The sequence below is a fragment of the Caballeronia sordidicola genome, assembly GCF_001544455.2.
Taxonomy (GTDB): domain Bacteria; phylum Pseudomonadota; class Gammaproteobacteria; order Burkholderiales; family Burkholderiaceae; genus Caballeronia; species Caballeronia sordidicola.
The window spans coordinates 175,594-196,519 of the sequence record NZ_FCOC02000007.1; the positions used below are offsets into that span (position 1 = coordinate 175,594).

At 60.1% G+C, this 20,926-nt stretch carries 18 protein-coding genes; 1 reads left to right on the top strand and 17 read right to left on the bottom strand.

Translation table 11 applies throughout. From position 1 onward, the window contains the following. The first annotated feature begins 189 nt into the window (after positions 1–189). Positions 190–1,374, top strand: a complete 1,185-nt coding sequence (mltB, locus tag AWB64_RS14330) for a lytic murein transglycosylase B (RefSeq protein ID WP_060856160.1) — start codon at positions 190–192, stop codon at positions 1,372–1,374. Between the two features lie 78 nt (positions 1,375–1,452). Here mltB and cysM read toward each other — a convergent pair whose 3' ends face one another. The 17 genes from cysM to gyrA form a co-directional block, all read right to left on the bottom strand. Beyond that, positions 1,453–2,355 carry a cysteine synthase CysM gene (gene cysM, locus AWB64_RS14335; RefSeq protein ID WP_060856082.1) on the bottom strand — a complete coding sequence of 301 codons (903 nt, stop codon included), beginning with the start codon at positions 2,353–2,355 and terminating at the stop codon, positions 1,453–1,455. A gap of 169 nt (positions 2,356–2,524) precedes the next feature. After that, the gene (locus AWB64_RS14340; protein WP_060856083.1) at positions 2,525–2,878 is read right to left on the bottom strand and encodes a ComEA family DNA-binding protein; all 354 of its coding nucleotides are present in this window, start codon (positions 2,876–2,878) and stop codon (positions 2,525–2,527) included. Positions 2,879–2,952: 74 nt separating this feature from the next. After that, a complete protein-coding gene (rfaD, locus tag AWB64_RS14345) occupies positions 2,953–3,945 on the bottom strand; it encodes an ADP-glyceromanno-heptose 6-epimerase (protein WP_060856084.1) in 993 nt (330 codons plus the stop codon). A gap of 18 nt (positions 3,946–3,963) precedes the next feature. Then, positions 3,964–4,947 (bottom strand): D-glycero-beta-D-manno-heptose-7-phosphate kinase, encoded by a 984-nt coding sequence (rfaE1, locus tag AWB64_RS14350; RefSeq protein ID WP_060856085.1) that lies wholly within the window; start codon positions 4,945–4,947, stop codon positions 3,964–3,966. Continuing rightward, a complete protein-coding gene (locus AWB64_RS14355; protein ID WP_060856086.1) occupies positions 4,925–6,316 on the bottom strand; it encodes a UDP-glucose dehydrogenase family protein in 1,392 nt (463 codons plus the stop codon). Before AWB64_RS14355 ends, rfaE1 begins: the two co-directional genes overlap by 23 nt. Before the next feature lie 143 nt (positions 6,317–6,459). Beyond that, positions 6,460–7,635, bottom strand: a complete 1,176-nt coding sequence (gene lapB, locus AWB64_RS14360; RefSeq protein WP_060856087.1) for a lipopolysaccharide assembly protein LapB — start codon at positions 7,633–7,635, stop codon at positions 6,460–6,462. Positions 7,636–7,713: 78 nt separating this feature from the next. After that, positions 7,714–8,007 carry a LapA family protein gene (locus tag AWB64_RS14365; RefSeq protein ID WP_060856088.1) on the bottom strand — a complete coding sequence of 98 codons (294 nt, stop codon included), beginning with the start codon at positions 8,005–8,007 and terminating at the stop codon, positions 7,714–7,716. A gap of 278 nt (positions 8,008–8,285) precedes the next feature. Further along, a complete protein-coding gene (locus AWB64_RS14370) occupies positions 8,286–8,627 on the bottom strand; it encodes an integration host factor subunit beta (RefSeq protein WP_060856089.1) in 342 nt (113 codons plus the stop codon). A gap of 20 nt (positions 8,628–8,647) precedes the next feature. Continuing rightward, complete coding sequence (rpsA, locus tag AWB64_RS14375; protein ID WP_060856090.1) at positions 8,648–10,363, bottom strand: 30S ribosomal protein S1; 1,716 nt, start codon at positions 10,361–10,363, stop codon at positions 8,648–8,650. 199 nt (positions 10,364–10,562) lie between these two features. Beyond that, entirely contained in the window at positions 10,563–11,243 is a 681-nt protein-coding gene (gene cmk, locus AWB64_RS14380; RefSeq protein ID WP_060856091.1) for a (d)CMP kinase, read from the bottom strand. A 55-nt stretch (positions 11,244–11,298) separates the two neighbouring features. Then, positions 11,299–12,603: a 3-phosphoshikimate 1-carboxyvinyltransferase gene (gene aroA, locus AWB64_RS14385; protein WP_060856092.1), complete on the bottom strand. Its 1,305-nt coding sequence runs from the start codon at positions 12,601–12,603 to the stop codon at positions 11,299–11,301. Between the two features lie 16 nt (positions 12,604–12,619). Then, complete coding sequence (locus AWB64_RS14390; protein WP_060856093.1) at positions 12,620–13,600, bottom strand: prephenate dehydrogenase; 981 nt, start codon at positions 13,598–13,600, stop codon at positions 12,620–12,622. A 27-nt stretch (positions 13,601–13,627) separates the two neighbouring features. Continuing rightward, a complete protein-coding gene (gene hisC, locus AWB64_RS14395; protein ID WP_060856094.1) occupies positions 13,628–14,743 on the bottom strand; it encodes a histidinol-phosphate transaminase in 1,116 nt (371 codons plus the stop codon). Positions 14,744–14,770: 27 nt separating this feature from the next. Further along, the gene (gene pheA / locus AWB64_RS14400; protein ID WP_060856095.1) at positions 14,771–15,853 is read right to left on the bottom strand and encodes a prephenate dehydratase; all 1,083 of its coding nucleotides are present in this window, start codon (positions 15,851–15,853) and stop codon (positions 14,771–14,773) included. Positions 15,854–15,913: 60 nt separating this feature from the next. Next, positions 15,914–16,996, bottom strand: coding sequence for a 3-phosphoserine/phosphohydroxythreonine transaminase (gene serC, locus AWB64_RS14405; protein ID WP_060856096.1), 1,083 nt, complete (start codon positions 16,994–16,996; stop codon positions 15,914–15,916). 201 nt (positions 16,997–17,197) lie between these two features. Beyond that, entirely contained in the window at positions 17,198–17,803 is a 606-nt protein-coding gene (locus tag AWB64_RS14410) for a DUF2059 domain-containing protein (protein ID WP_060856161.1), read from the bottom strand. 133 nt (positions 17,804–17,936) lie between these two features. Then, the gene (gyrA, locus tag AWB64_RS14415) at positions 17,937–20,615 is read right to left on the bottom strand and encodes a DNA gyrase subunit A (RefSeq protein ID WP_060856097.1); all 2,679 of its coding nucleotides are present in this window, start codon (positions 20,613–20,615) and stop codon (positions 17,937–17,939) included. Between the last annotated feature and the right edge of the window lie 311 nt (positions 20,616–20,926).

Genomic DNA, 20,926 nt, shown 5'->3' on the forward strand with positions numbered 1-20,926 from the left:
CGCGCGGTTTCCCGTTAAGTTACCACACTGAAACCAATACGCATGTTGGATACGGGTTTGCGGACTCCCGCGCGTGAGCCGGCTTTCGGGATAGCCTTGAAAACACGTCGGTTATACTGACCCGAATCTTGTATGCACTGTGCGCATTTCCCGCGCGCCTCGCGTTATTCCGCCATAACTTCGCTCACTATGACCTTCAAGTTTGCTTCGATCAGCTTGCCTCTTTCGGCGCGAACCACGCGCCGTGCGACCGCGCGCTTCATCTCAATCGCCTGTCTTGCTGGTGCGCTCGGCGCGTTAAGTACTGGCCGGGCAGCGGCGCAAGGCTCGCCGCAACCCGCGGTGCCGCAAGGGCAAGACTTCGAAGAAGAAATTGTGCCGCAGCGCTACGCGAACAATCCGAATGTAGACGCGTTCATCAACGATCTCGTCGCGCGTTATGACTTCGATTCCGGCTCGCTGCACGCACTCTTTAACCGCGTGAGCTACTCCGCTACCGCCGTCAAGCTGGTCTTGCCCTCGCCCACGCCCGCCACCAAGAACTGGCGTGCCTATCAGGCGCGTTTCATCGAGCCGGTACGCATAGCCGCCGGCGTGAAGTTCTGGCGCGCGAACCAGGCCGCGCTGCAACGTGCGTCGGATCAATATGGCGTGCCGCCGGAGGCGATCGTCGGGATTATCGGCGTGGAGACCATCTATGGCCGTTACATGGGCAATTTCCGCGCGCTCGACGCATTGACCACGCTGACCTTCGATTACCCCAACACGCCGAATCGCGAAGAACGGCAGGCGACATTCCGCAAGAATCTGGAGGATCTGCTGGTCTGGACACACGATCAGCAAATCGATCCCACCACGGTGCTGGGCTCGTACACCGGTGCTATCGGCATTCCGCAATTCCTGCCTAGCAGCATCGTGAAATACGCCGTCGATTTCGATGGCAATGGCCATATCGATTTGCGAACGAGCAGCGCGGACGCCATTGGCAGCGTGGCGAATTACCTGAAACAGCATGGCTGGGAGTCCGGACGCCCGGTGGTCTGGAAGATCGCCGGCGATGTGGGCAGTCAGGGAATTGCGCAAGCCGCAGCCGACGGCCAGCCCGAGCCGCACTGGTCGCTCGCGCAGCTCACGAAAGCGGGCATGCTGATGGGTGAGCCAGGGCTCAATACTTCCGCAGAAGCGGGAACGCCCGTAACGGTCGTCGATTTGCCGACGCCGGGCCGCTTGACGGAATACACGCTTGGACTAAAGAACTTCTATGTGCTGACCCGGTATAACCGCAGTTTTTTCTACGCGCTCGCCGTGTATCAACTGGGCGAAGCGGTCAAGGCGCAAATGGCAGCGGGTGGAGGAGTATCTGCTTCGCAATGAACGACGCCTCATTCAGACGTTAAAAAGCCCGGACTTTTCCGGGCTTTTTAACGTCCTTTCTTCGGCTAATACCAGGCATCAGGCCGGAAACACGCCTGTCGACAAATAGCGGTCGCCACGATCGCAAACCACGAACACGATGGTCGCGTTCTCAACCTGACGCGCCACGCGCAGCGCTACTTCGCATGCGCCGGCGGCGGAGATTCCACAGAAGATGCCTTCCACCGATGCCAACCGCCGCGCCATGGCTTCGGATGCTGCCTGACTGACACTTTCCGTTCGATCCACGCGGCTACGATCGAAGATCTTCGGCAAATACGCTTCAGGCCATTTGCGAATGCCAGGAATACGCGAACCCTCTTCCGGCTGCGCGCCGACAATCTCGATCTTTTCGTTCTGCTCCTTTAAATACTGCGATACACCCATGATCGTGCCGGTCGTGCCCATTGCGGAAACGAAGTGGGTAATGCGCCCTTCCGTATCGCGCCACAACTCCGGACCCGTGGTCTCATAGTGAGCGACCGGATTATCAGGATTGGCAAACTGGTCAAGGATCGTGCCTTTGCCGTCGCGCTGCATTTGCTCGGCCAGATCGCGCGCGTATTCCATGCCGCCCGTCACCGGCGTGAGCACGATTTCCGCGCCGTATGCGGCCATGCTCTGGCGGCGTTCAATCGACAGATCCTCCGGCATCAGCAGCACCATCTTGTAGCCGCGAATAGCGGCCGCCATGGCAAGTGCAATGCCCGTGTTGCCGCTGGTCGATTCGATCAGCGTGTCGCCGGGCTTGATACGGCCACGCTCTTCCGCCTTCTTGATCATGGACAGCGCCGGGCGGTCCTTCACCGAGCCCGCCGGGTTGTTGCCCTCCAGCTTGCCGAGGATCACGTTGTTTCGCGCGCGGATTTCGTCGTCCGGAATCCGGACCAGTTGCACCAGCGGCGTATTGCCAATGGTGTCTTCAATAGTTTTGTAAGCCATAGCGGTCTTGTCTGCTGCGAAACGTAGAGCTTTTGATTGTAGCCCACGGGTTCTTTTGATGCCGCCGGCCCTATTGGGCTCAGGGGTGCACAGGCATTGAGAGCATGCGCTCAAAAGCTGCGCGAAAAACCGCATCGGCCGACCGGCGCGCCGGCCGATGCGTACGGCACTACTTCTTCACGACAACCGCGCCGGCAGCCGGCTTGGCTAAGGTTCCCCCAGCGGGTTTGCCAGCGGCTCCCGCCGCAGCTACCGCTGCCCCGCCCGAGCCGATGGTCAGCCCTTCGGCCTGCAGTCTCTCGACCGTCTTGCCGCCCATTCCCTTGACGCGCTTACTGAGCTCGGCCGCGTCCTTGAAAGGGCCGTGCGCCTCGCGTTCGTCGAGAATGGCTTTTGCCTTTGCCGGGCCGATGCCCTTGATACCGCGCAAGGCGTCGGAATTGGCCGCGTTGATATCGACGGCAGCGAACGCCGACGCCATTGATACAGCCAGCGCAAACGCGGCAACAAATTTCTTGATCATGTGAGTCTCCCTTGAAAACCGGTCCGCGCTGATCGCTGACCGGGAGACCCAGTGTAGAAAAACGGCAAGCGCTTTTATAGCTGACCGAATAGCCAACGCACGTAGCGATCGACGCCTTCCTGTACCGTCAGGAACGGTGCGTCGTAGCCTGCATCGCGCAGCTTCGACTGGTTCGCCTGCGTGAAGCATTGATACTTGCCGCGCAGTGCGTCGGGAAACGGAATGTATTCGATCAAGCCGCGCTGCACGAGCTCGGCGAGCGACAGCGGCGGCTCGCCGTTGATTGCGCGCAACGAGTTCACCACCGTCGACGCAATGTCGTTGAACGGCTGCGCGCGCCCAGTGCCGAGATTGAAGATTCCCGACTTCTCCGGATGATCGAAGAAGTGCAGGTTCACCTTGGTCACGTCTTCCACGGAAACGAAATCGCGCGTCTGCTCGCCCGCGCCATAACCGTTGTATTCGCCGAACAGCTTCACTTTGCCATCGGCACGAAACTGGTTGAAGTTGTGGAACGCTACCGAAGCCATGCGCCCTTTGTGGGTCTCGCGCTGACCATACACGTTGAAGTACCGGAAGCCCGCAATCTGGCTTTTTGCGGTCGGCAGGATCTGGCGAATGATTTGATCGAAGAGGAATTTCGAATAGCCGTATACATTCAGCGGCTTCTCCAGTTCGCGGTTTTCCACGAATTCGCTCGATCCGCCATAAACCGCCGCCGACGATGCATACAGAAACTGCACGCCATTTGCGAGGCAAGTATCCAGCACGTCTCGACTGTAGCGGAAGTTGTTTTCCATCATGTAGCGGCCGTCCGTCTCCATGGTGTCGGAGCACGCGCCTTCGTGGAAAACGGCTTTCACCTTGCCGAAATCGCCGCGTTTGAAGCGCGCGACGAACTCGGTTTTATCGAGATAATCGTCGATCTCGCAATCGACCAGGTTCTTGAATTTATCGGCGCGCGTCAGGTTGTCGACCGCGATCACCCGTTGTTCGCCACGCTCGTTGAGCGCCTTGACGATATTGCTGCCAATAAAACCGGCCGCGCCGGTAACGATGATTGTCATGGTGGTTTTAGCCGAATATCAGGCGAAAAGTTCGTTGTAGTCCACGGTCGCCGTACCCAGTTTTCCGACGACGATTCCCGCCGCCCGGTTGGCGTAAGCGATGGAGTCAATCAGCGGCACGCCCGCGCCCAGCATGGTTGCAACGGTTGCAATGACCGTGTCTCCCGCACCCGAAACATCATACACTTCGCGTGCATCGGCCTGCGTGTGGACGACTTTGTCGGCGGTGAAAAGCGTCATGCCTTCTTCCGAGCGCGTAAGCAAGAGCGCGCTGATTTCCAGCGATTCGCGCAACGCGGTCACGCGCGCCAGCAAATCTTCTTCGGAATTCCAGCGCCCGACCACTTCGCGCAATTCGGCGCGGTTCGGCGTGATCAGCGTGGCGCCGCGATAACGGTCCCAGTCGTCGCCCTTCGGATCGACCAGCACGGCTTTGCCGGTTCGGCGGGAGTCCGCGATCATCTGCGTGACGTGCGTCAAACCGCCCTTCGCGTAGTCCGACATCAGGATCACATCGTGTTGCGGCAAAAGTGTTTCGAAGCGTGCAAGGCACGCGCTCAACACTTCGTGCGTGGGCGAGTTCTCGAAATCGACGCGCAGCAGTTGCTGCTGCCGCGATAAAACGCGCAGCTTGATGGTCGTGAGCAACTCCGGATCGCGCTCCAGATGAGCCGTCACGCGGCTCTCGTCCAGCAACTGGACAATGCACTCGCCGGGCTCGTCGTGCCCGACCACGCACAGGAGGCCGGCTTGCGCACCGAGCGCCGCCGCGTTGCGCGCGACGTTGGCCGCGCCGCCAAGCCGGTCCTCCTTGCGCTGCACGTGCACGACCGGCACCGGCGCTTCCGGGGAGATACGGTTCACGTCGCCAAACCAGTAGCGGTCGAGCATCACGTCGCCGACCACCAGCACGCGCGCCGCGGCAATGCGAGCGCGCGGAACCGAAGCAATCCGGCTCACCGACGCACCCGATGCGATTTCAGGCGTGAGTGAGTTCGACATGGGGACGTCCTATTGCAAAATAATCGATGCCGAGTTCCGCCATCGCCTCGGGTTCATACAGGTTGCGGCCGTCGAAGATGACGGGCATCTTGAGTTCGCTCTTCAAATGCGCGAAGTCCGGACTCTTGAATTCCTTCCACTCGGTCACGATCACGAGCGCATCCGCGCCCGGCAGCGCGTCTTTTTGTGAATCGACAAAAAGAAGGCGCTCGAGTTGATCGGCTTTGTCGGCGAGATCGAGCGCGAAAACGCGGCGGCTTTCCGCCAGCGCCACGGGATCGTAGGCACGCACCGTCGCGCCCCGCGCAAGCAGCGCGCCGATCAGCGGGCGGCTCGACGCTTCGCGCATGTCGTCGGTATTCGGCTTGAACGCGAGCCCCCACACGGCGAACGTGCGCCCGCGCAAGTCTTCGCCCATGCGCTTCGTGATCTTCGTGACGAGTATTTCCTTCTGCAGATCGTTCACTTCTTCGACCGCTTCTAGAATCCGCAGCCGATGCCCGTTTTCGCGCGCCGTTTGTGCGAGCGCCTGCACGTCCTTCGGGAAACACGAACCGCCATAACCGCAACCTGCGTACAGGAAGTGGTAACCGATGCGCGGATCCGATCCAATCCCACGACGCACCGCCTCGATGTCCGCACCGACTGCATCGGCGAGATTCGAGAGATCGTTCATGAACGAGATGCGCGTGGCCAGCATGGCGTTGGCCGCGTATTTCGTGAACTCGGCCGAGCGCACGTCCATATAGAGCGTGCGCTCGTGATTGCGGTTGAACGGCGCGTAAAGAACCTTGATCTTTTCGCGCGCGCGCTGGCCGGCTTCGTCGTCGTCAACGCCTAGCACGATGCGGTCAGGACGCATGAAGTCATCAACGGCCGCGCCTTCTTTCAGGAACTCAGGATTCGACAGCACGGAGAACCCGTTCTGTCCGGTCGGCTCGATGCCGCGCTCCCGCAACTGCTCTTCGATCACCCGGCGAACGTGCTGGGCCGTGCCGACCGGGACCGTGGATTTATCGACGATCACTTTAAAGCCGTTCGCATATCGCCCGATGTTTCGCGCCGCTTCGAGCACGTATTGCAGATCCGCAGAACCGTCTTCGTCGGGAGGCGTTCCCACAGCAATGAACTGAATCTCGCCGTGCTCGACGCTCTCTTTTATATCGGTCGAAAAGCGAATCCGCCCCGCGGCCCGAGTGCGCTTGAGCATTTCGAGAAGGCCCGGTTCGTGGATCGGCACGCCGCCGTTGTTGAGGATGTCGATCTTGGTCGGATCGACATCGAGGCAGAGCACGTCGTTACCGATTTCAGCAAGGCACGCGCCGGTCACAAGTCCGACGTAGCCCGTCCCGATGATGGATATTTTCATATGCGTTCCGGAGGATCCGGTGAGTGTCGAAAATCAGGCCACGACGGCCACGAAATCCGATCGATTTAAACATTGCATGCACCATGCGGGACCTGGGTCCCTGGCGCGCAATTGGCCCGCACGGGCGACCGATGCGCTCACCTTCAGGCGGCTGCGGTGATCGGTTCCACCCGGCGCGGTGCATAGGTTTCCCAGCCACTGCAGCCTGGGCATTGCCAATAAAAAAGACGCGCGCGAAAACCACAATTCTGGCACGTGTAGCGCGGCAGGTTTTTGGTCCGCTGCTTGACGAGCGCACGCATGAGTTCGAGTTCGCTACGGCGCGGCTCCTCGGCGGTCGCCACTTGCGCCTCCAGCAACCGCGTCATGCCTGCGAGGTTCGGCGACGTCTGCATCTGATGCCGCGCGAGCGTGTGCGCAGCATCTAGCCCGCGCAGTTCGGATACATGCTTGAACGCGACGTCGAGTAGATCATTGGTCGGATAGCGGTTTACAAAGTCGACCAGCAGATCCACGCCTTCGGCGGTCCGGCCAAGTTGCGTGTAGGCTTGCACCAGCTTTTCCGCGACCAGTGGCAGATAGGCCGGGTTTTGCGCCTCCACCCGGCGCCAGCACACAATTGCCGCTTCCAGGTCGCCGCCGGCTGCATCCACATCGCCAACTAGGATAGTCGCGCGCACGTTCTCCGGATTCGCCGCGAGCGCAAGTTTCAACTCGGCGCGCGCATCGGCAGGGTTCTTGCGCTGCAGCGCTTCCTGTGCGAGCTCGCAATGAAACTGCGCAACTTCCTTGGCGAGCGAAGCCGCACCCATTTGCTCGATGCGCTCGGCCGTGGCAATCGACTTGTTCCAGTCCTTTTCGATCTCGTAAATGGTCAGCAGCGCCCGTTGCGCACCAAGCGCGTACTCACCCGCCTCGAGCGAGCGGAACGTCTCTTCCGCACGATCGAGCAGGCCCGCTTTCAGGAAATCCTGCCCGAGTTCGTACAGCGCGTGATCGCGCTCGGCGACAGGAAGATCGGGACGACTCAGCAAATTTTGATGCACGCGGATCGCGCGGTCGGTTTCCCCGCGCCGGCGAAACAGATTGCCGAGTGCAAAGTGCAGTTCGATGGTTTCAGGATCGAGCTTCGCCACTTCAATAAACGCATCGATGGCTTTGTCGTGCTGCTCGTTCAGCAGGAAATTGAGGCCGCGAAAGTACGAGCGCGGCAGATTGGCGTTTTCGGACAGTAGCGTTTTCAGGTCATAGCGGGAAGCCATCCAGCCAAGCGCAAACGCGACGGGAATGACAAGCAACCACCAGAAATCTAGATCCATGCGAATTATTGTTTAAGTTAGGGGCGAATGCGGCGATTGCGTGACGCCGGCGCCAAGCGCATTCACGCTTGCGACCCGTTAAATCAGTGGCGGCATGGGCGGGTCCTGCGGGACGACCGGCACGTCACGCACCGTGCGCAACTCCCGCTTGAGCCGGGCATTTTCCATCCTCAGGCGAAATACTGTCGGCAGCGAGGACAGCAATCCGGCCAGCAAGCCGACCACAAAAAACGCCAGCCCGATCAGGATAAGCGGCGCACTCCACGAATAGCCGGCAAGGAAATTAAGCGTCGCCGTTTGCGTGTTGGCGAGCGCAAGCACCAGCAACACGATGAAAACGAGGATACGAATCAGCCAGACAAAAAATTTCATAAGGGTCTCTTTGACGGCAATAACCGGATGAAGCGGCTCATAACCAAGCCACGGCTTTCGCTGACGCGCAATGCGCGCGCCACGTCGCCGGAGGTGGGTGAGCGTCCGGTATTGTAATTGATGCGTATGGAGCGAAGCGCAAAGCTTGGGGCGTTAGGCCGATCGGTCTACCCGGACACATTGCCGCGCAGGCATAAAAAAAGCACCCGGATGGGTGCTTTTTTCGGTCATTTGCCGCTGGCTATGCGGCGCTTGAACCGCCAGGAATTGGACGTTGATCAAACGATATCGTCGTCTTCGTCGCTGTCCGGTTCATTCGACTGCTTCAGCGGCTCGCCCGCCCGCCCATCGACACGTTCACGCAACTCCTTGCCCGGTTTGAAATGCGGTACGAATTTCTCCGGTACCAGCACTTTTTCCCCTGACTTGGGATTGCGGCCAACGCGCGATGGCCGGCGATTGAGCCCGAAACTGCCGAAGCCGCGAATTTCAATGCGATGACCATTTGCCAAGGCGTCCGACATCGCATCGAGCATCGTCTTCACTGCGAAATCCGCATCTTTAAGAACAAGTTGCGGAAATCGCAGCGCCAGTTGGGCGACCAATTCCGATTTGGTCATGCTGCAGCAATACCTGCGGCTTAGCTGTTCTGGCCGTCGAGCTTGGCCTTCAACAGCGCGCCAAGGTTCGTCGTGCCGGTTGCGGCCGTGCTTGAGTCAGCCGAAGCCAGACCACGGATAGCTTCCTGTTGCTCAGCCGAATCCTTGGCCTTGATCGACAGGTTGATGCCACGCGACTTGCGATCGATGTTGATAATCATCGCGTTGACCTTGTCGCCTTCCTTCAGCACGTTGCGAGCATCTTCCACGCGGTCCTGAGCGATTTCCGAAGCACGCAGATAACCTTCCACGTCCGCCGTCAACGTCACGACTGCGCCCTTCGCGTCAACCGACTTGACCACGCCGTCAACCGTCGCACCCTTGTCGTTCATTGCCACGAAATTGCTGAACGGATCGCCTTCGAGCTGCTTGATACCCAGGGAAATGCGTTCCTTCTCCACGTCGATGCCCAGAACGATTGCCTGAACTTCGTCGCCCTTCTTGTACTTGCGAACTGCTTCTTCGCCCGTTTCGCTCCACGACAGGTCCGAGAGGTGAACCAGACCATCGATGCCGCCCGGCAAACCGATGAACACGCCGAAGTCGGTGATCGACTTGATGGCGCCTTCCAGCTTGTCGCCCTTCTTGAAGTTGCGGCTGAAGTCGTCCCACGGGTTCGGCTTGCACTGCTTCATGCCGAGGCTGATGCGGCGGCGGTCTTCGTCGATTTCGAGAACCATGACTTCGACTTCGTCGCCAAGCTGCACAACCTTCGACGGTGCAACGTTCTTGTTCGTCCAGTCCATTTCCGACACGTGAACCAGGCCTTCGATGCCCGATTCCACTTCAACGAATGCGCCGTAGTCGGTGATGTTCGTGACCTTGCCGAACAGGCGCGTGCCCGACGGGTAGCGGCGGGAAATGCCTTCCCACGGATCGTCGCCGAGTTGCTTGATACCCAGCGAAACGCGGTTCTTCTCTTGGTCGAACTTGAGGATCTTCGCGGTGACTTCCTGGCCAACCGACAGCACTTCGCTCGGGTGACGCACACGACGCCATGCGATGTCCGTGATGTGCAGCAGGCCGTCGATACCGCCGAGGTCCACGAATGCGCCGTAGTCGGTGATGTTCTTGACCACGCCTTCCACGATCGCGCCTTCCTTCAGCGTTTCGAGCAGCTTTGCGCGCTCTTCGCCTTGTGTGGCTTCGATCACGGCGCGGCGCGACAACACGACGTTGTTACGCTTGCGGTCGAGCTTGATCACGCGGAATTCGAGGGTCTTGCCTTCGTACGGGGTCGTGTCCTTGACCGGACGCGTGTCAACCAGCGAACCCGGCAGGAACGCGCGGATGCCGTTGACCATTACGGTCATGCCGCCCTTGACCTTGCCCGTGATCGTGCCGGTCACGAGTTCGTTGTTGTCCAGCGCTTTTTCCAGCGACAGCCACGAAGCCAGACGCTTCGCCTTGTCACGCGACAGGATAGTGTCGCCATAACCGTTTTCCAGCGCATCGATAGCCACTGAAACAAAGTCGCCCGCCTGCACTTCTACCTCGCCCGCGTCGTTCAGAAATTCTTCGAGCGGGATGTAGGCTTCGGACTTGAGACCAGCGTTGACAACCACGAAATTGTGGTCGACACGCACGACTTCGGCGGAGATGACTTCACCCGCACGCATGTCCTGCTTGGTCAACGACTCTTCGAACAGAGCCGCAAAAGATTCGGTATTCGGGGTAGATGTTTGCAGGTCGGACATAAAAATCTATAGTTGCGCGGCTACTTCGCGTTTGCCTGCCCGAAACATTCGGGCTGATTGCAAGAAAAAAGCGAGCGCCACACGGGGTTGAGGGGTTAAAACATGCTCCATGTTTCTCATGGAGCTCCAACGAACTTCCAGAACTTCGGCCGACAAATCTGTCGGCTTTTTGCAACACGTAAACAACGAATACAGCGCCTTAAACGTGAATTGCCTTGTACCACCCGATGATCTGATCGACCGCCTGGTCGATGGAGAGTCCGGAAGTGTCCAGGGTCTTCGCGTCCACTGCGGGCTTGAGCGGTGCGGCCGCGCGGCTGCTGTCCCGTGCGTCCCGCTCGCGCAAATCTCGCAGCAAGTCTTCCATATTAGCAGAAAAGCCTTTTTGTATCAATTGCTTATGCCGCCGCGCGGCGCGCGCTTCCACGCTCGCCGTGAGGAATACCTTGAGCGTTGCATCGGGGAAAATAACAGTTCCCATGTCGCGGCCATCCGCGACGAGCCCCGGAGGCTTGCGGAACGCGCGTTGGCGGGCAATCAGCGCCGTCCTAACCTGACTGTGCACCGCAATCGCCGACGCGCGGTTGCCGACTTCCTCGGCGCGAATCTCGGTGGAAACGTCTACGCCATCGAGTTGCGCGCAGCCTTCGCGAAACGTGATGTGAAGCTCGGCCACGAGTTCCGCGAGTGCATCGCCGTTATCGGGCTCGATGTTGTAACGCGCGCTCGCCAGTGCGGTGAGCCTGTACAACGCGCCGCTATCGAGCAAATGGAAGCCCAGTGTGGCCGCGACCACGGCGGCCACGGTGCCCTTGCCCGAGGCCGTTGGGCCGTCGATGGTAATGACCGGCGTTTGATGAAAGGGACGGGTCGGTTTCATCGCGGGCGTCCCGGGCGGCCAAGAACGGCCCGTCTATATATATAAGTCACAGTCATCACGCCCTCGCCAGCCGGGCAAATTGCTCGAAGTAATCCGGGAAAGTCTTCGCCACGCATTTCGGATCGTTGATGCGCACCGGCACGCGCCCGAGGCTCACGAGCGAGAAACACATGGCCATCCGATGATCGTCGTAGGTGTCGATAGCCGCATTCGGCGTGAGTTGCGCCGGCGGCGTCACGACCAAATAGTCCGCGCCCTCTTCCACCGTTGCGCCGACCTTGCGCAGTTCGGTGGCCATTGCGGCGATGCGGTCGGTTTCCTTCACGCGCCAGCTCGCAATATTGCGCAGCGTGGTCGTGCCGTTGGCGAACAGCGCCGCGACTGCAATGGTCATGGCGGCATCCGGGATCAGGTTGAAATCCATGTCGATGGGCGTTAGGCGGCCGTCGTCGGATTCCACGCCGCGCACTTCGATCCAGTCGTCGCCGAGCATCACGTTCGCGCCCATGCGGATCAGCGCATCGGCGAAATTCACGTCGCCCTGAATGCTCGCGCGGCCCACGCCTTCCACGCGCAGCGGCCCGCCGCCCAGCGCGCCGGCCGCGAGAAAATATGACGCCGACGACGCGTCGCCTTCCACCGCGATCGCGCCCGGCGATTGATAACGGGCGCCCGCCGGCAGCGTGAAGCGCGACCAGCCGTCGCGCTCGACGGTCATCCCGAAACACTCCATCAGCTTGATCGTGATCTCTATATACGGTTTCGAAATCAGTTCGCCTTCAACTTCGATCACGATCGGGCCGCGCGTGCTGTGCGCAAGCGGCAAGCTCATCAACAGCGCGGTCAGGAACTGGCTGGAAACGTCGCCGCGAACCTTGATCGGCTGATCGACGGAAATCTGCGCCGGGTGGATGCGCAGCGGCGGGAATCCAGCGTTTCCTTCGTAATCGATCGCGGCGCCGATCTGGCGCAGGCCATCCACAAGATCGCCGATCGGCCGCTCGTGCATGCGCGGCACGCCATGCACGCGATATTCGCCACCGTTCAACGCAAGCGCCGCCGTGAGCGGCCGCACCGCGGTGCCGGCGTTGCCGAGAAACAGTTGCGCCGCTTTCACGGGAAAGCCGCCGCCCGTGCCCTTCACGACGCAACGCTCGCCATCGTTCTTGACTTCGACGCCGAGCGTATCGAGCGCGGCGAGCATGACGCGGGTATCGTCGGAATCAAGAAGATTGGTGATGACCGTTTCGCCTTGCGCCAACGCGGCGAGCAGCAGAACGCGGTTAGAAATGCTCTTCGATCCGGGCAGCCGGAGCGTGCCGGACGCACGTGAAAAAGGTCCGAGATCGAGATGTTCCATGTGCAAGTCCAGTTAACTATTGTGCGGAATCGTCGGCGGTTTTGATCGCGCCGCCTTGTTGCCATTGGCTTCGCGCCTGGCGCGAGCGCTCGAATGCGGCTTCGAGCGCGGCGGCGTCGGAAGCTTCGATAGCCTGGCGAAAACGCGCCAGTACGTGGGTATAAGCATCGATTTCGGTCAGCAACGCCGCGCGGTTCGCGATACACACGTCGCGCCACATTTCCGGGCTCGATGCCGCGATCCGCGTGAAATCGCGAAAACCGCCCGCCGCGAACGAGAATTTCAGCGCGGCGTCCGGCGCTTCCAGAATCTGTTCGACGAGCGCGAACGACAACACGTGCGGCAAGTGGCTCACCGCCGCGAACACGCCGTCGTGCTGCTCGGCGCTCATCCGATGCACGCAGGCGCCCGTTTCACGCCACATTTCGGCGACGCGTTCCACGGATTGCGGCGCGTTCTCCGGGAGCGGACAGAGCACCACGTTTTTATCGACGTAAAGATCGGGCAGCGCGGCATCAACACCGCTCGACTCACGGCCGGCTATGGGATGGCCCGGCACGAACTGCGCAGCACGCGCGCCAAGCGCTGCATGCGCTGCGGCAACGGCATCATTTTTTGTGCTGCCGGCATCGGTGACTATAGTGCGTGCGTCCAGGAACGGCACGATCCTTCGCAGCAGCGGCTCGGTTTGCGCAACGGGCGCCGCGATCAGGACAAAATCGGCATCGTGCAGCGCTTTTTCCAGCGCGGTGTCGTCGTCAAAAAGTACGGCGGAATCGATCACGCCAAGTTCCAGCGCGCGTTCGACGGATCTCGCAGAACGGCCGACGCCGATGATTTCGCCCGTCGCGCCGGCGCGTTCGCGCAACGCGCGCGCAAGCGATCCGCCGATCAGGCCGACACCGAAAATCACGAGTTTATTGAATGAGAACGCAGCCACGGCACATCGATAAAAACGCGCCCGAAGGCGCGAGAGTGAAAAATCAAGGGCTCGCATGCAAGCCCCAGGCGAACCCTGAAACGATCAGGCTGTTGCCGCCAACGCTTTTTCGAGCGCGGCAATAAACGCCTCGTTTTCTTCCGGCAAACCAATCGTGACACGCAGCCACGGCAACAGGCCATAGTTCGCCACCGGGCGCACGATCACGCCCTGCCTGAGCAACGCGAGATTGACGCGCTGGCCGGCGGCGTCGTCCTGGCCCACGCGCACCATCACGAAGTTGCCGTCTGAGGGCACGTATTCCAGGCCGAGTTTATCGAACGCTTCGGTCAGCCGGCGATAACCCGCCGCGTTGATCTCCGCGCTCTTCGTGAGAAACGCCGTGTCCTTCAACGCAGCGATAGCCGCGGCTTGCGCGAGCGAATTCACATTGAACGGCTGGCGCAGCCGGTTCAGCAAATCGGTCTGTTCCGGCTGGGCGATGGCAAAACCCACGCGCAATCCAGCCAGACCGAACGCCTTGGAAAAAGTCCGTGACACGATCAGGTTCGGATAACGACGCACCCATTCGATGGAATCGTAGCGCTTGTCCTGCGCCAGGTATTCCGTGTACGCCTCGTCCAGCACGATTGCCACGTGCCGCGGCACGCGCGAGATAAATGCTTCGAGCGCCGGACCTTCAATGAAGGTACCCGTTGGGTTGTTCGGATTCGCGACGAACACGAGCCGCGTGTCGTCGGCGATTGCGGCGAGCATCGCATCCAGATCGTGACCGTATTTCACAGCCGGCACGACAATCGCGCGCGCCCCCAGGCCTTGTGTGGCAAGCGCATAGACCGCGAACGAGTATTGCGAATAAACCACCGACTGGCCCTTTTCCACCAATGCATGCGCGGCAATTTCGAGAATATCGTTGCTGCCGTTGCCAAGCGTGATCCACTCCGGCGGCACGCCATAGCGCTCGCCGAGCGCGGCCTTCAACTCGAAGCCGTTCGAATCCGGATAGCGGCCGAGTTCGGCCATGGCTTGCGTCATCGCGCGCTTCGCCGATTCGGGCATGCCAAGCGGATTTTCATTCGATGCGAGCTTCACGATGTCCGCTTCGTTCAACCCAAATTCACGCGCCACTTCCGAGATCGGCTTGCCGGCAATATAAGGCGCGATCGCACGCACGTAGGAAGGGCCGAATTGCGATGTCATAGTTTCTCCAGCGTTTTTTATCAGGACTCAACGAGCGCGCGGATACGATCCAAGGACCTTGAGGAACTCGGCTTTTTCGCCGAGTTCGGCGAGCGCGGCGGCGACGGCGGCATCGTCGCGATGGCCTTCGACGTCGATATAAAAGTAGTATTCCCACGTGCCGACGCGCGCCGGGCGCGACTCGAAACGCGTCATCGACACACCATGCCGTGCCAGCGGTTCAAGCAGTTTCAGCAATGCGCCGGGCTCGTTCGCCACCGAAACAATCAGCGAAGTCTGGTCGAACCCGCTCGCGCCGGTGCGCTCCTTGCCAATCATCACAAAGCGCGTGCGGTTATGCGGGTCGTCCTGAATCATGGAACTGACCACGCCCAGGCCGTAATGCGTTGCGGCCCGGTCGCCGGCAATCGCGGCAATGGTCGGGTCGTCGACCGCGAGCCGCGCCGCTTCCGCATTGCTCGATACCGCCTGGCGCGTCAACGTGGGCGCATTCGCGGTCAACCAATGCTGGCATTGCGCGAGCGCTTGCGGATGGGCAAACACACGCGTCACGCCTTCGAGCGAGCCAGTTGCGCTCAACAAATTATGGTGAATCGGCAAGGCCAGTTCGCCGCCGATCACAAGCGATGTCTGCAACAGCAGATCCAGCGTCCGCGACACCGCGCCTTCCGCCGAATTCTCGACCGGCACGACACCAAACTCGGCCGCGCCCGCTTCAACGGAACGAAACACTTCGTCGATGGAGGGACACGGCAAGCCTTCAATGGAATGTCCGAAATACTCGAACATCGCCTGCTCGCTGTACGTGCCAACCGGTCCGAGAAACGCGGCCCGAAGCGTCTGTTCGAGCGCGCGGCTGGCCGCCATGATTTCACGCCAGATCGCGCTGATGTGATCGCCGCCGAGCGGTCCTTCGCTCATGTCCTGGAGCCGCGCGATCACCTGCAGTTCGCGTTCCGGGCGAAACACCGGCGCGTTGAAATGCTTTTTCACTTCGCCCACTTCGAGCGCGACCGCGGCACGCTGGTTCAGGAGCGCGATGAGTTGCGCGTCGAGCGCATCGATGCGTTCACGCAGTGGTTTGAGTCGAGAATTAAGGTCGTCGTCCATGCAATGTTTGTTTGAGTCGGTCAGGCAAGGTGAAGCATCAAAAAGAAAACGCCGCCAGCGTCAAGCGCTGGCCTGCTCGAATTCCTTCATATACTCAACAAGCGTCTTCACCGCTTCGAGCGGCACGGCGTTATAGATGGACGCGCGCATGCCGCCGACCGACTTGTGGCCTTTCAGCTGCAGCAGGCCGCGCGCTTTCGCGCCGGCCAGGAATGCTTCGTTACGGGTTTCGTCGGCGAGAAAAAACGGTACGTTCATTCTCGAGCGCGACTGACGCTCAACTTTGTTCAGATAGAAACTGCTCGAGTCGATGGTGTCATACAGCAGCGACGACTTCTCTATGCTGCGCGCCTCCATGACTTGCAGTCCGCCCTGCTTTTTCAGCCACTTGAAAACGAGGCCGGCAATGTAGATGGCGTAGGTGGGCGGCGTGTTGTACATGGAATTGTTTTCGGCGATGGTCTTCCATTCGAACGCCGAAGGACAAATAGCCAGCGCGCGATCGAGCAGATCCTCGCGCACGATCACGACCGTCACGCCCGCCATGCCGATATTCTTCTGCGCGCCGCCAAAGAGCACGCCATATTTGGCGATGTCCATCGGGCGGGAAAGAATGTGCGACGAAGCGTCGGCAACCAGCGGCACGGAACCGAGATCGGGAATCTCGAACGTTTCCACGCCGTCGATGGTTTCGTTCGTGCAGAGATGGACGTACGCGGGGTCGTCGGAGAGATGCCATTCGGCGATCTTCGGGACGTGCGTGAAGCCCTGGTCCGTCTTGCCGTTTGCCGCGATATGCGGCGTGCCGTATTTCTGCGCTTCCTTGAACGATTTCTGCGACCAGGAACCGGTCACCACGAAATCCGCCGTCTTGCGCGATCCAAGCAGGTTCAACGGCACGATGGCGTTCTCGCCAATCCCGCCGCCCTGCAGGAACAAGATCCGGTGCGACGCGGGCACCTTGAGCAGATCGCGAAGATCGGTCAGCGCCGCTTCATGAATCGACATGAATTCGGCACCGCGATGACTCATTTCCATCACGCTCATTCCACTGCCGTTCCAGTCGAGCATTTCGTCGGCAGCTTGACGGAGTACTTCTTCGGGCATTGCAGCAGGACCAGCGGAGAAATTGAACACGCGCATGAGAATAGAGACCCCGAAAAGCCGGACGCGACGGCGAGCACCTCAGCGATAACGCTGAATCACACCGAAACCGCGCCTGAAAAAGAAATGGCTGTTTGCGTATGCACGCAAACAGCCATTATCGCACCGTCCCGAAAACCCGCCAAACTACGACCGCGCTGGCAACCTCGCTCGCGGCCTCCGGTTGGCGAGCCGGTAACTTTACTTAGCCGGCTTGACGGCTGCCACTTCCCTGTCTGCTTGCGTACGCGTTGCCTTGATCGATTGCGGCATGTACTTTTGCATCAGGCCGTTCACCACGTCACGACCAACCTGGTCCTGAACCTGGATGAACTTGCGTCCTGTCGGGCTCTTGTAGAACGTCGTCAGGTCGTTGATTTCAGCCGTGGTGTAGTACTTCGCGTAAGCGTCGTACTGAGCTTGCATGGCGTCCTGACGGAACGAGTCGGTTGCAAACACCTGACCTGCCGAGTCAACCAGCTTCGGTACCGTGTCCTTCTGGAGCTGAGGAACTGCCGCTTGTTTCTGCTTGTCGTTCAGCGTCTTGTTTTCGCTCAGAGCGTCGGACAAGATGGCCGGAACCAGTTGCTTCGACTGCATTTGCGCGCTGTTACCAATGGCGCCGACGAGCTTTTGCGCGTCGATTGCATCCAGCAGGCTCTTGATCGCAGCTTGCTTCGCCGGATCCGGAGCCGCTGTAGCCGCAGCCGATGCCGGCGCTGCCGATTGGCTCTGGAGCGATTGAGCCGATGCGAAAGCCGGTACCAAAGCAGCCAGCAAGATCCATTGTTTAAACTGTTTTTGCATCATTACTCCCTTAAAAAATTTTCGTTTCTACTGCTGCGCGAGTCGGCATGTAACGTGGACATGCCTCAAGTTCGCGCAGCTTATAGATTCAAGCTTTCAGAAACAGAACGAGTGCTCGTCACCCAGGCGGCGCTCAGGACGGTGTGTCCTCGCCGCCTTCGGACGTGTCATCGGGACTGTCGCCAGCGTCGCCGGCTGATGGCGTGTCGAGCGAGTCAGACGCATCACCTTCCAGATCCGCGTCGAGTTCGACCGCCACTTCCGCCTCGGCGATGTGCTGCAGGCCGGATAGCTTCGTGCCGTCGTCAAGACTAATGAGTGTAACACCTTGGGTTGCACGGCCCATCTCACGAATCTCCGACACGCGAGTACGAATCAGCACGCCCGTATTGGTGATGAGCATGATCTCGCTTTCCGGCTCCACGAGCGTTGCGGCGACCACCTTGCCGTTACGTTCCGAAGTCTGGATGGCGATCATGCCCTTCGTGCCGCGGCCATGACGCGTGTACTCGCCAATCGGCGTGCGCTTGCCAAACCCGTTCTCGGTCGCGGTCAGTACCGACTGGTTCTCGCCGCCCGCCACCAGCAGCGCGATGACCTGCTGCCCGTCTTCCAGTTGCATGCCGCGCACGCCGCGGGCTTCACGGCCCATGGCGCGAACGTCGTTTTCGTCGAAGCGAACTGCCTTGCCCGAATCCGAGAACAGCATCACGTCATGCTCGCCGTCCGTGATCGCCGCGCCGATCAGGAAGTCGCCCTCATCCAGTCCAACCGCAATGATGCCCTTGCGCAGCGGCCGGCTGAATGCTTCCAGCGGCGTCTTCTTGACCGTACCCAGCGAGGTCGCCATGAAGACATACTTGTCGGCCGAAAATTCCTTGATCGGCAGCACGACGTTGATCTTCTCGCCGTCCTGCAGCGGGAACATATTGACGATCGGACGGCCGCGCGAGTTCCGCGAACCTTGTGGAACCTCGTACACCTTGATCCAGTAGACACGGCCGCGGTTCGAGAAGCACAGCATGTGATCGTGGGTATTCGCGATGAACAGCGTGTCGATCCAGTCGTCTTCCTTCATCTGCGTGGCCTGCTTGCCGCGCCCGCCGCGCTTTTGCGCCCGATACTCGGAAAGCGGCTGCGACTTCACATAACCGGTGTGCGACATGGTCACGACCATTTCCTGCGGCGTGATCAGGTCTTCTGTGTTCAGTTCCGTGGCGTTCAGTTCAATGCGCGAACGGCGCTCGTCGCCGAATTCGGCGCGAACCGTCGTCAATTCCTCGACGATGATTCCGCGAATCCGCTCCGGCCGCGCGAGGATATCGAGCAAATCGGCGATCTGCGCCATGACGTCCTTGTACTCGCCGACAATCTTGTCCTGCTCGAGCCCCGTCAGGCGTTGCAGGCGCATCTGCAGGATTTCCTGCGCCTGAACGTCCGACAGCTTGTACAGGCCATCCGCCTGCATGCCGTACGCCGGGTTCAAACCTTCCGGCCGATACGCCTGGCGCCCGCCCGACGCTTCGGTTTCCGCGCGCGACAGCATTTCGCGCACGATTTCCGAGTCCCAGGCGTTGTTCATCAAGTCCTGCTTTGCGATCGGCGGAGTCGGCGCGGCCTTGATGATGCGGATGAATTCGTCGATATTCGCGAGCGCCACCGCCAGGCCTTCCAGCACGTGGCCGCGATCCCGCGCCTTGCGCAGTTCGTATACAGTGCGCCGCGTCAGCACTTCCCGCCGATGCGACAGGAAACACTCCAGCATCTGCTTCAGGTTCAAGAGGCGCGGCTGGCCGTCGACCAGCGCGACCATGTTCATGCCGAACGTATCCTGAAGCTGCGTCAGCTTGTACAGGTTGTTCAGCACGACTTCCGGCACTTCGCCGCGCTTCAGCTCGACGACCACGCGCATGCCGCTCTTGTCGGATTCGTCGCGAATGTCCGAGATGCCTTCGATCTTCTTCTCGTTCACGAGCTCGGCGATGCGCTCGAGCAGCGTGCGCTTGTTCACCTGATACGGAATTTCGTCGACGATGATCGCCATGCGCTGGCCGCGATCGATCTCTTCGAAGTGCGTGGTCGCGCGCATCACAACGCGTCCGCGTCCCGTGCGATAACCGTCGCGCACGCCCGAGACGCCGTAGATCACGCCGGCCGTCGGGAAATCCGGCGCGGGCACGATCTCGATCAGTTCGTCGATGGTCGTGTCGGGATTGTTGAGCAGATGCATGCAGGCATCGACGATTTCGCGGAGGTTGTGCGGCGGAATGTTCGTCGCCATGCCCACCGCGATACCGGCCGAGCCATTGATCAGGAGATTTGGAATACGCGCCGGAAGCACTAGCGGCTCGCTTTCGCTGCCGTCGTAGTTCGGACCGAAGTCGACCGTTTCCTTGTCGATATCCGCCAGCAGTTCGTGGCCGATCTTCGCCATCCGGATTTCGGTGTATCGCATGGCCGCGGCGTTGTCGCCGTCGACCGAACCGAAATTGCCCTGCCCGTCCACCAGCATGTAGCGCAGCGAAAACGGCTGCGCCATCCGCACGATGGTGTCGTAGACAGACTGGTCGCCGTGCGGATGATATTTACCGATCACGTCGCCGACAATACGCGCCGACTTCTTGTAAGCGCGATTCCAGTCGTTGTTCAGTTCGTGCATGGAATACAGCGCGCGACGGTGAACAGGCTTCAAGCCGTCGCGGACATCGGGGAGCGCTCGCCCCACGATCACGCTCATCGCGTAATCGAGATATGAGCGGCGCATTTCCTCCTCGAGGGAGATTGGCAGGGTCTCTTTGGCGAATTGATCCATTTATCCGTGTCTTGAACTGTGCGGCGCCGGCGCGGAATAAACGTCCCTTTCGCGACGTTTTCCCCTCGATTCACCGGCGTTCAGCATCGGCATTGCGAACGCAACGCATCACGCGATTCTAACATGCGCGACATCCGCGCCCGGCAGTGCTGCGTATATACATATAGTCAGTGAGAAGTCACCGGGCAATGGCGCGGGATCACAGGGAACTTTTTCGACAATTTGAAATACATTCGTAGCGAAAGCTTACAATTTGCTTCACGCAACTATGTGAAAACGTCAGACTAACCCGTTATGATCGCGATTCCCGG

Excerpts from the sequence above, each read along its gene's own strand:
- rfaE1 (WP_060856085.1), bottom strand. The coding sequence starts at position 4,947 with ATGTCGAACTCACTCACGCCTGAAATCGCATCGGGTGCGTCGGTGAGC.
- mltB (WP_060856160.1), top strand. The coding sequence starts at position 190 with ATGACCTTCAAGTTTGCTTCGATCAGCTTGCCTCTTTCGGCGCGAACC.
- gyrA (WP_060856097.1), bottom strand. The coding sequence starts at position 20,615 with ATGGATCAATTCGCCAAAGAGACCCTGCCAATCTCCCTCGAGGAGGAA.
- AWB64_RS14365 (WP_060856088.1), bottom strand. The coding sequence starts at position 8,007 with ATGAAATTTTTTGTCTGGCTGATTCGTATCCTCGTTTTCATCGTGTTG.
- cysM (WP_060856082.1), bottom strand. The coding sequence starts at position 2,355 with ATGGCTTACAAAACTATTGAAGACACCATTGGCAATACGCCGCTGGTG.
- AWB64_RS14410 (WP_060856161.1), bottom strand. The coding sequence starts at position 17,803 with ATGCAAAAACAGTTTAAACAATGGATCTTGCTGGCTGCTTTGGTACCG.
- lapB (WP_060856087.1), bottom strand. The coding sequence starts at position 7,635 with ATGGATCTAGATTTCTGGTGGTTGCTTGTCATTCCCGTCGCGTTTGCG.
- AWB64_RS14390 (WP_060856093.1), bottom strand. The coding sequence starts at position 13,600 with ATGCGAGCCCTTGATTTTTCACTCTCGCGCCTTCGGGCGCGTTTTTAT.
- AWB64_RS14370 (WP_060856089.1), bottom strand. The coding sequence starts at position 8,627 with ATGACCAAATCGGAATTGGTCGCCCAACTGGCGCTGCGATTTCCGCAA.
- serC (WP_060856096.1), bottom strand. The coding sequence starts at position 16,996 with ATGCGCGTGTTCAATTTCTCCGCTGGTCCTGCTGCAATGCCCGAAGAA.
- pheA (WP_060856095.1), bottom strand. The coding sequence starts at position 15,853 with ATGGACGACGACCTTAATTCTCGACTCAAACCACTGCGTGAACGCATC.
- hisC (WP_060856094.1), bottom strand. The coding sequence starts at position 14,743 with ATGACATCGCAATTCGGCCCTTCCTACGTGCGTGCGATCGCGCCTTAT.
- AWB64_RS14340 (WP_060856083.1), bottom strand. The coding sequence starts at position 2,878 with ATGATCAAGAAATTTGTTGCCGCGTTTGCGCTGGCTGTATCAATGGCG.
- rpsA (WP_060856090.1), bottom strand. The coding sequence starts at position 10,363 with ATGTCCGACCTGCAAACATCTACCCCGAATACCGAATCTTTTGCGGCT.
- AWB64_RS14355 (WP_060856086.1), bottom strand. The coding sequence starts at position 6,316 with ATGAAAATATCCATCATCGGGACGGGCTACGTCGGACTTGTGACCGGC.
- rfaD (WP_060856084.1), bottom strand. The coding sequence starts at position 3,945 with ATGACAATCATCGTTACCGGCGCGGCCGGTTTTATTGGCAGCAATATC.
- cmk (WP_060856091.1), bottom strand. The coding sequence starts at position 11,243 with ATGAAACCGACCCGTCCCTTTCATCAAACGCCGGTCATTACCATCGAC.
- aroA (WP_060856092.1), bottom strand. The coding sequence starts at position 12,603 with ATGGAACATCTCGATCTCGGACCTTTTTCACGTGCGTCCGGCACGCTC.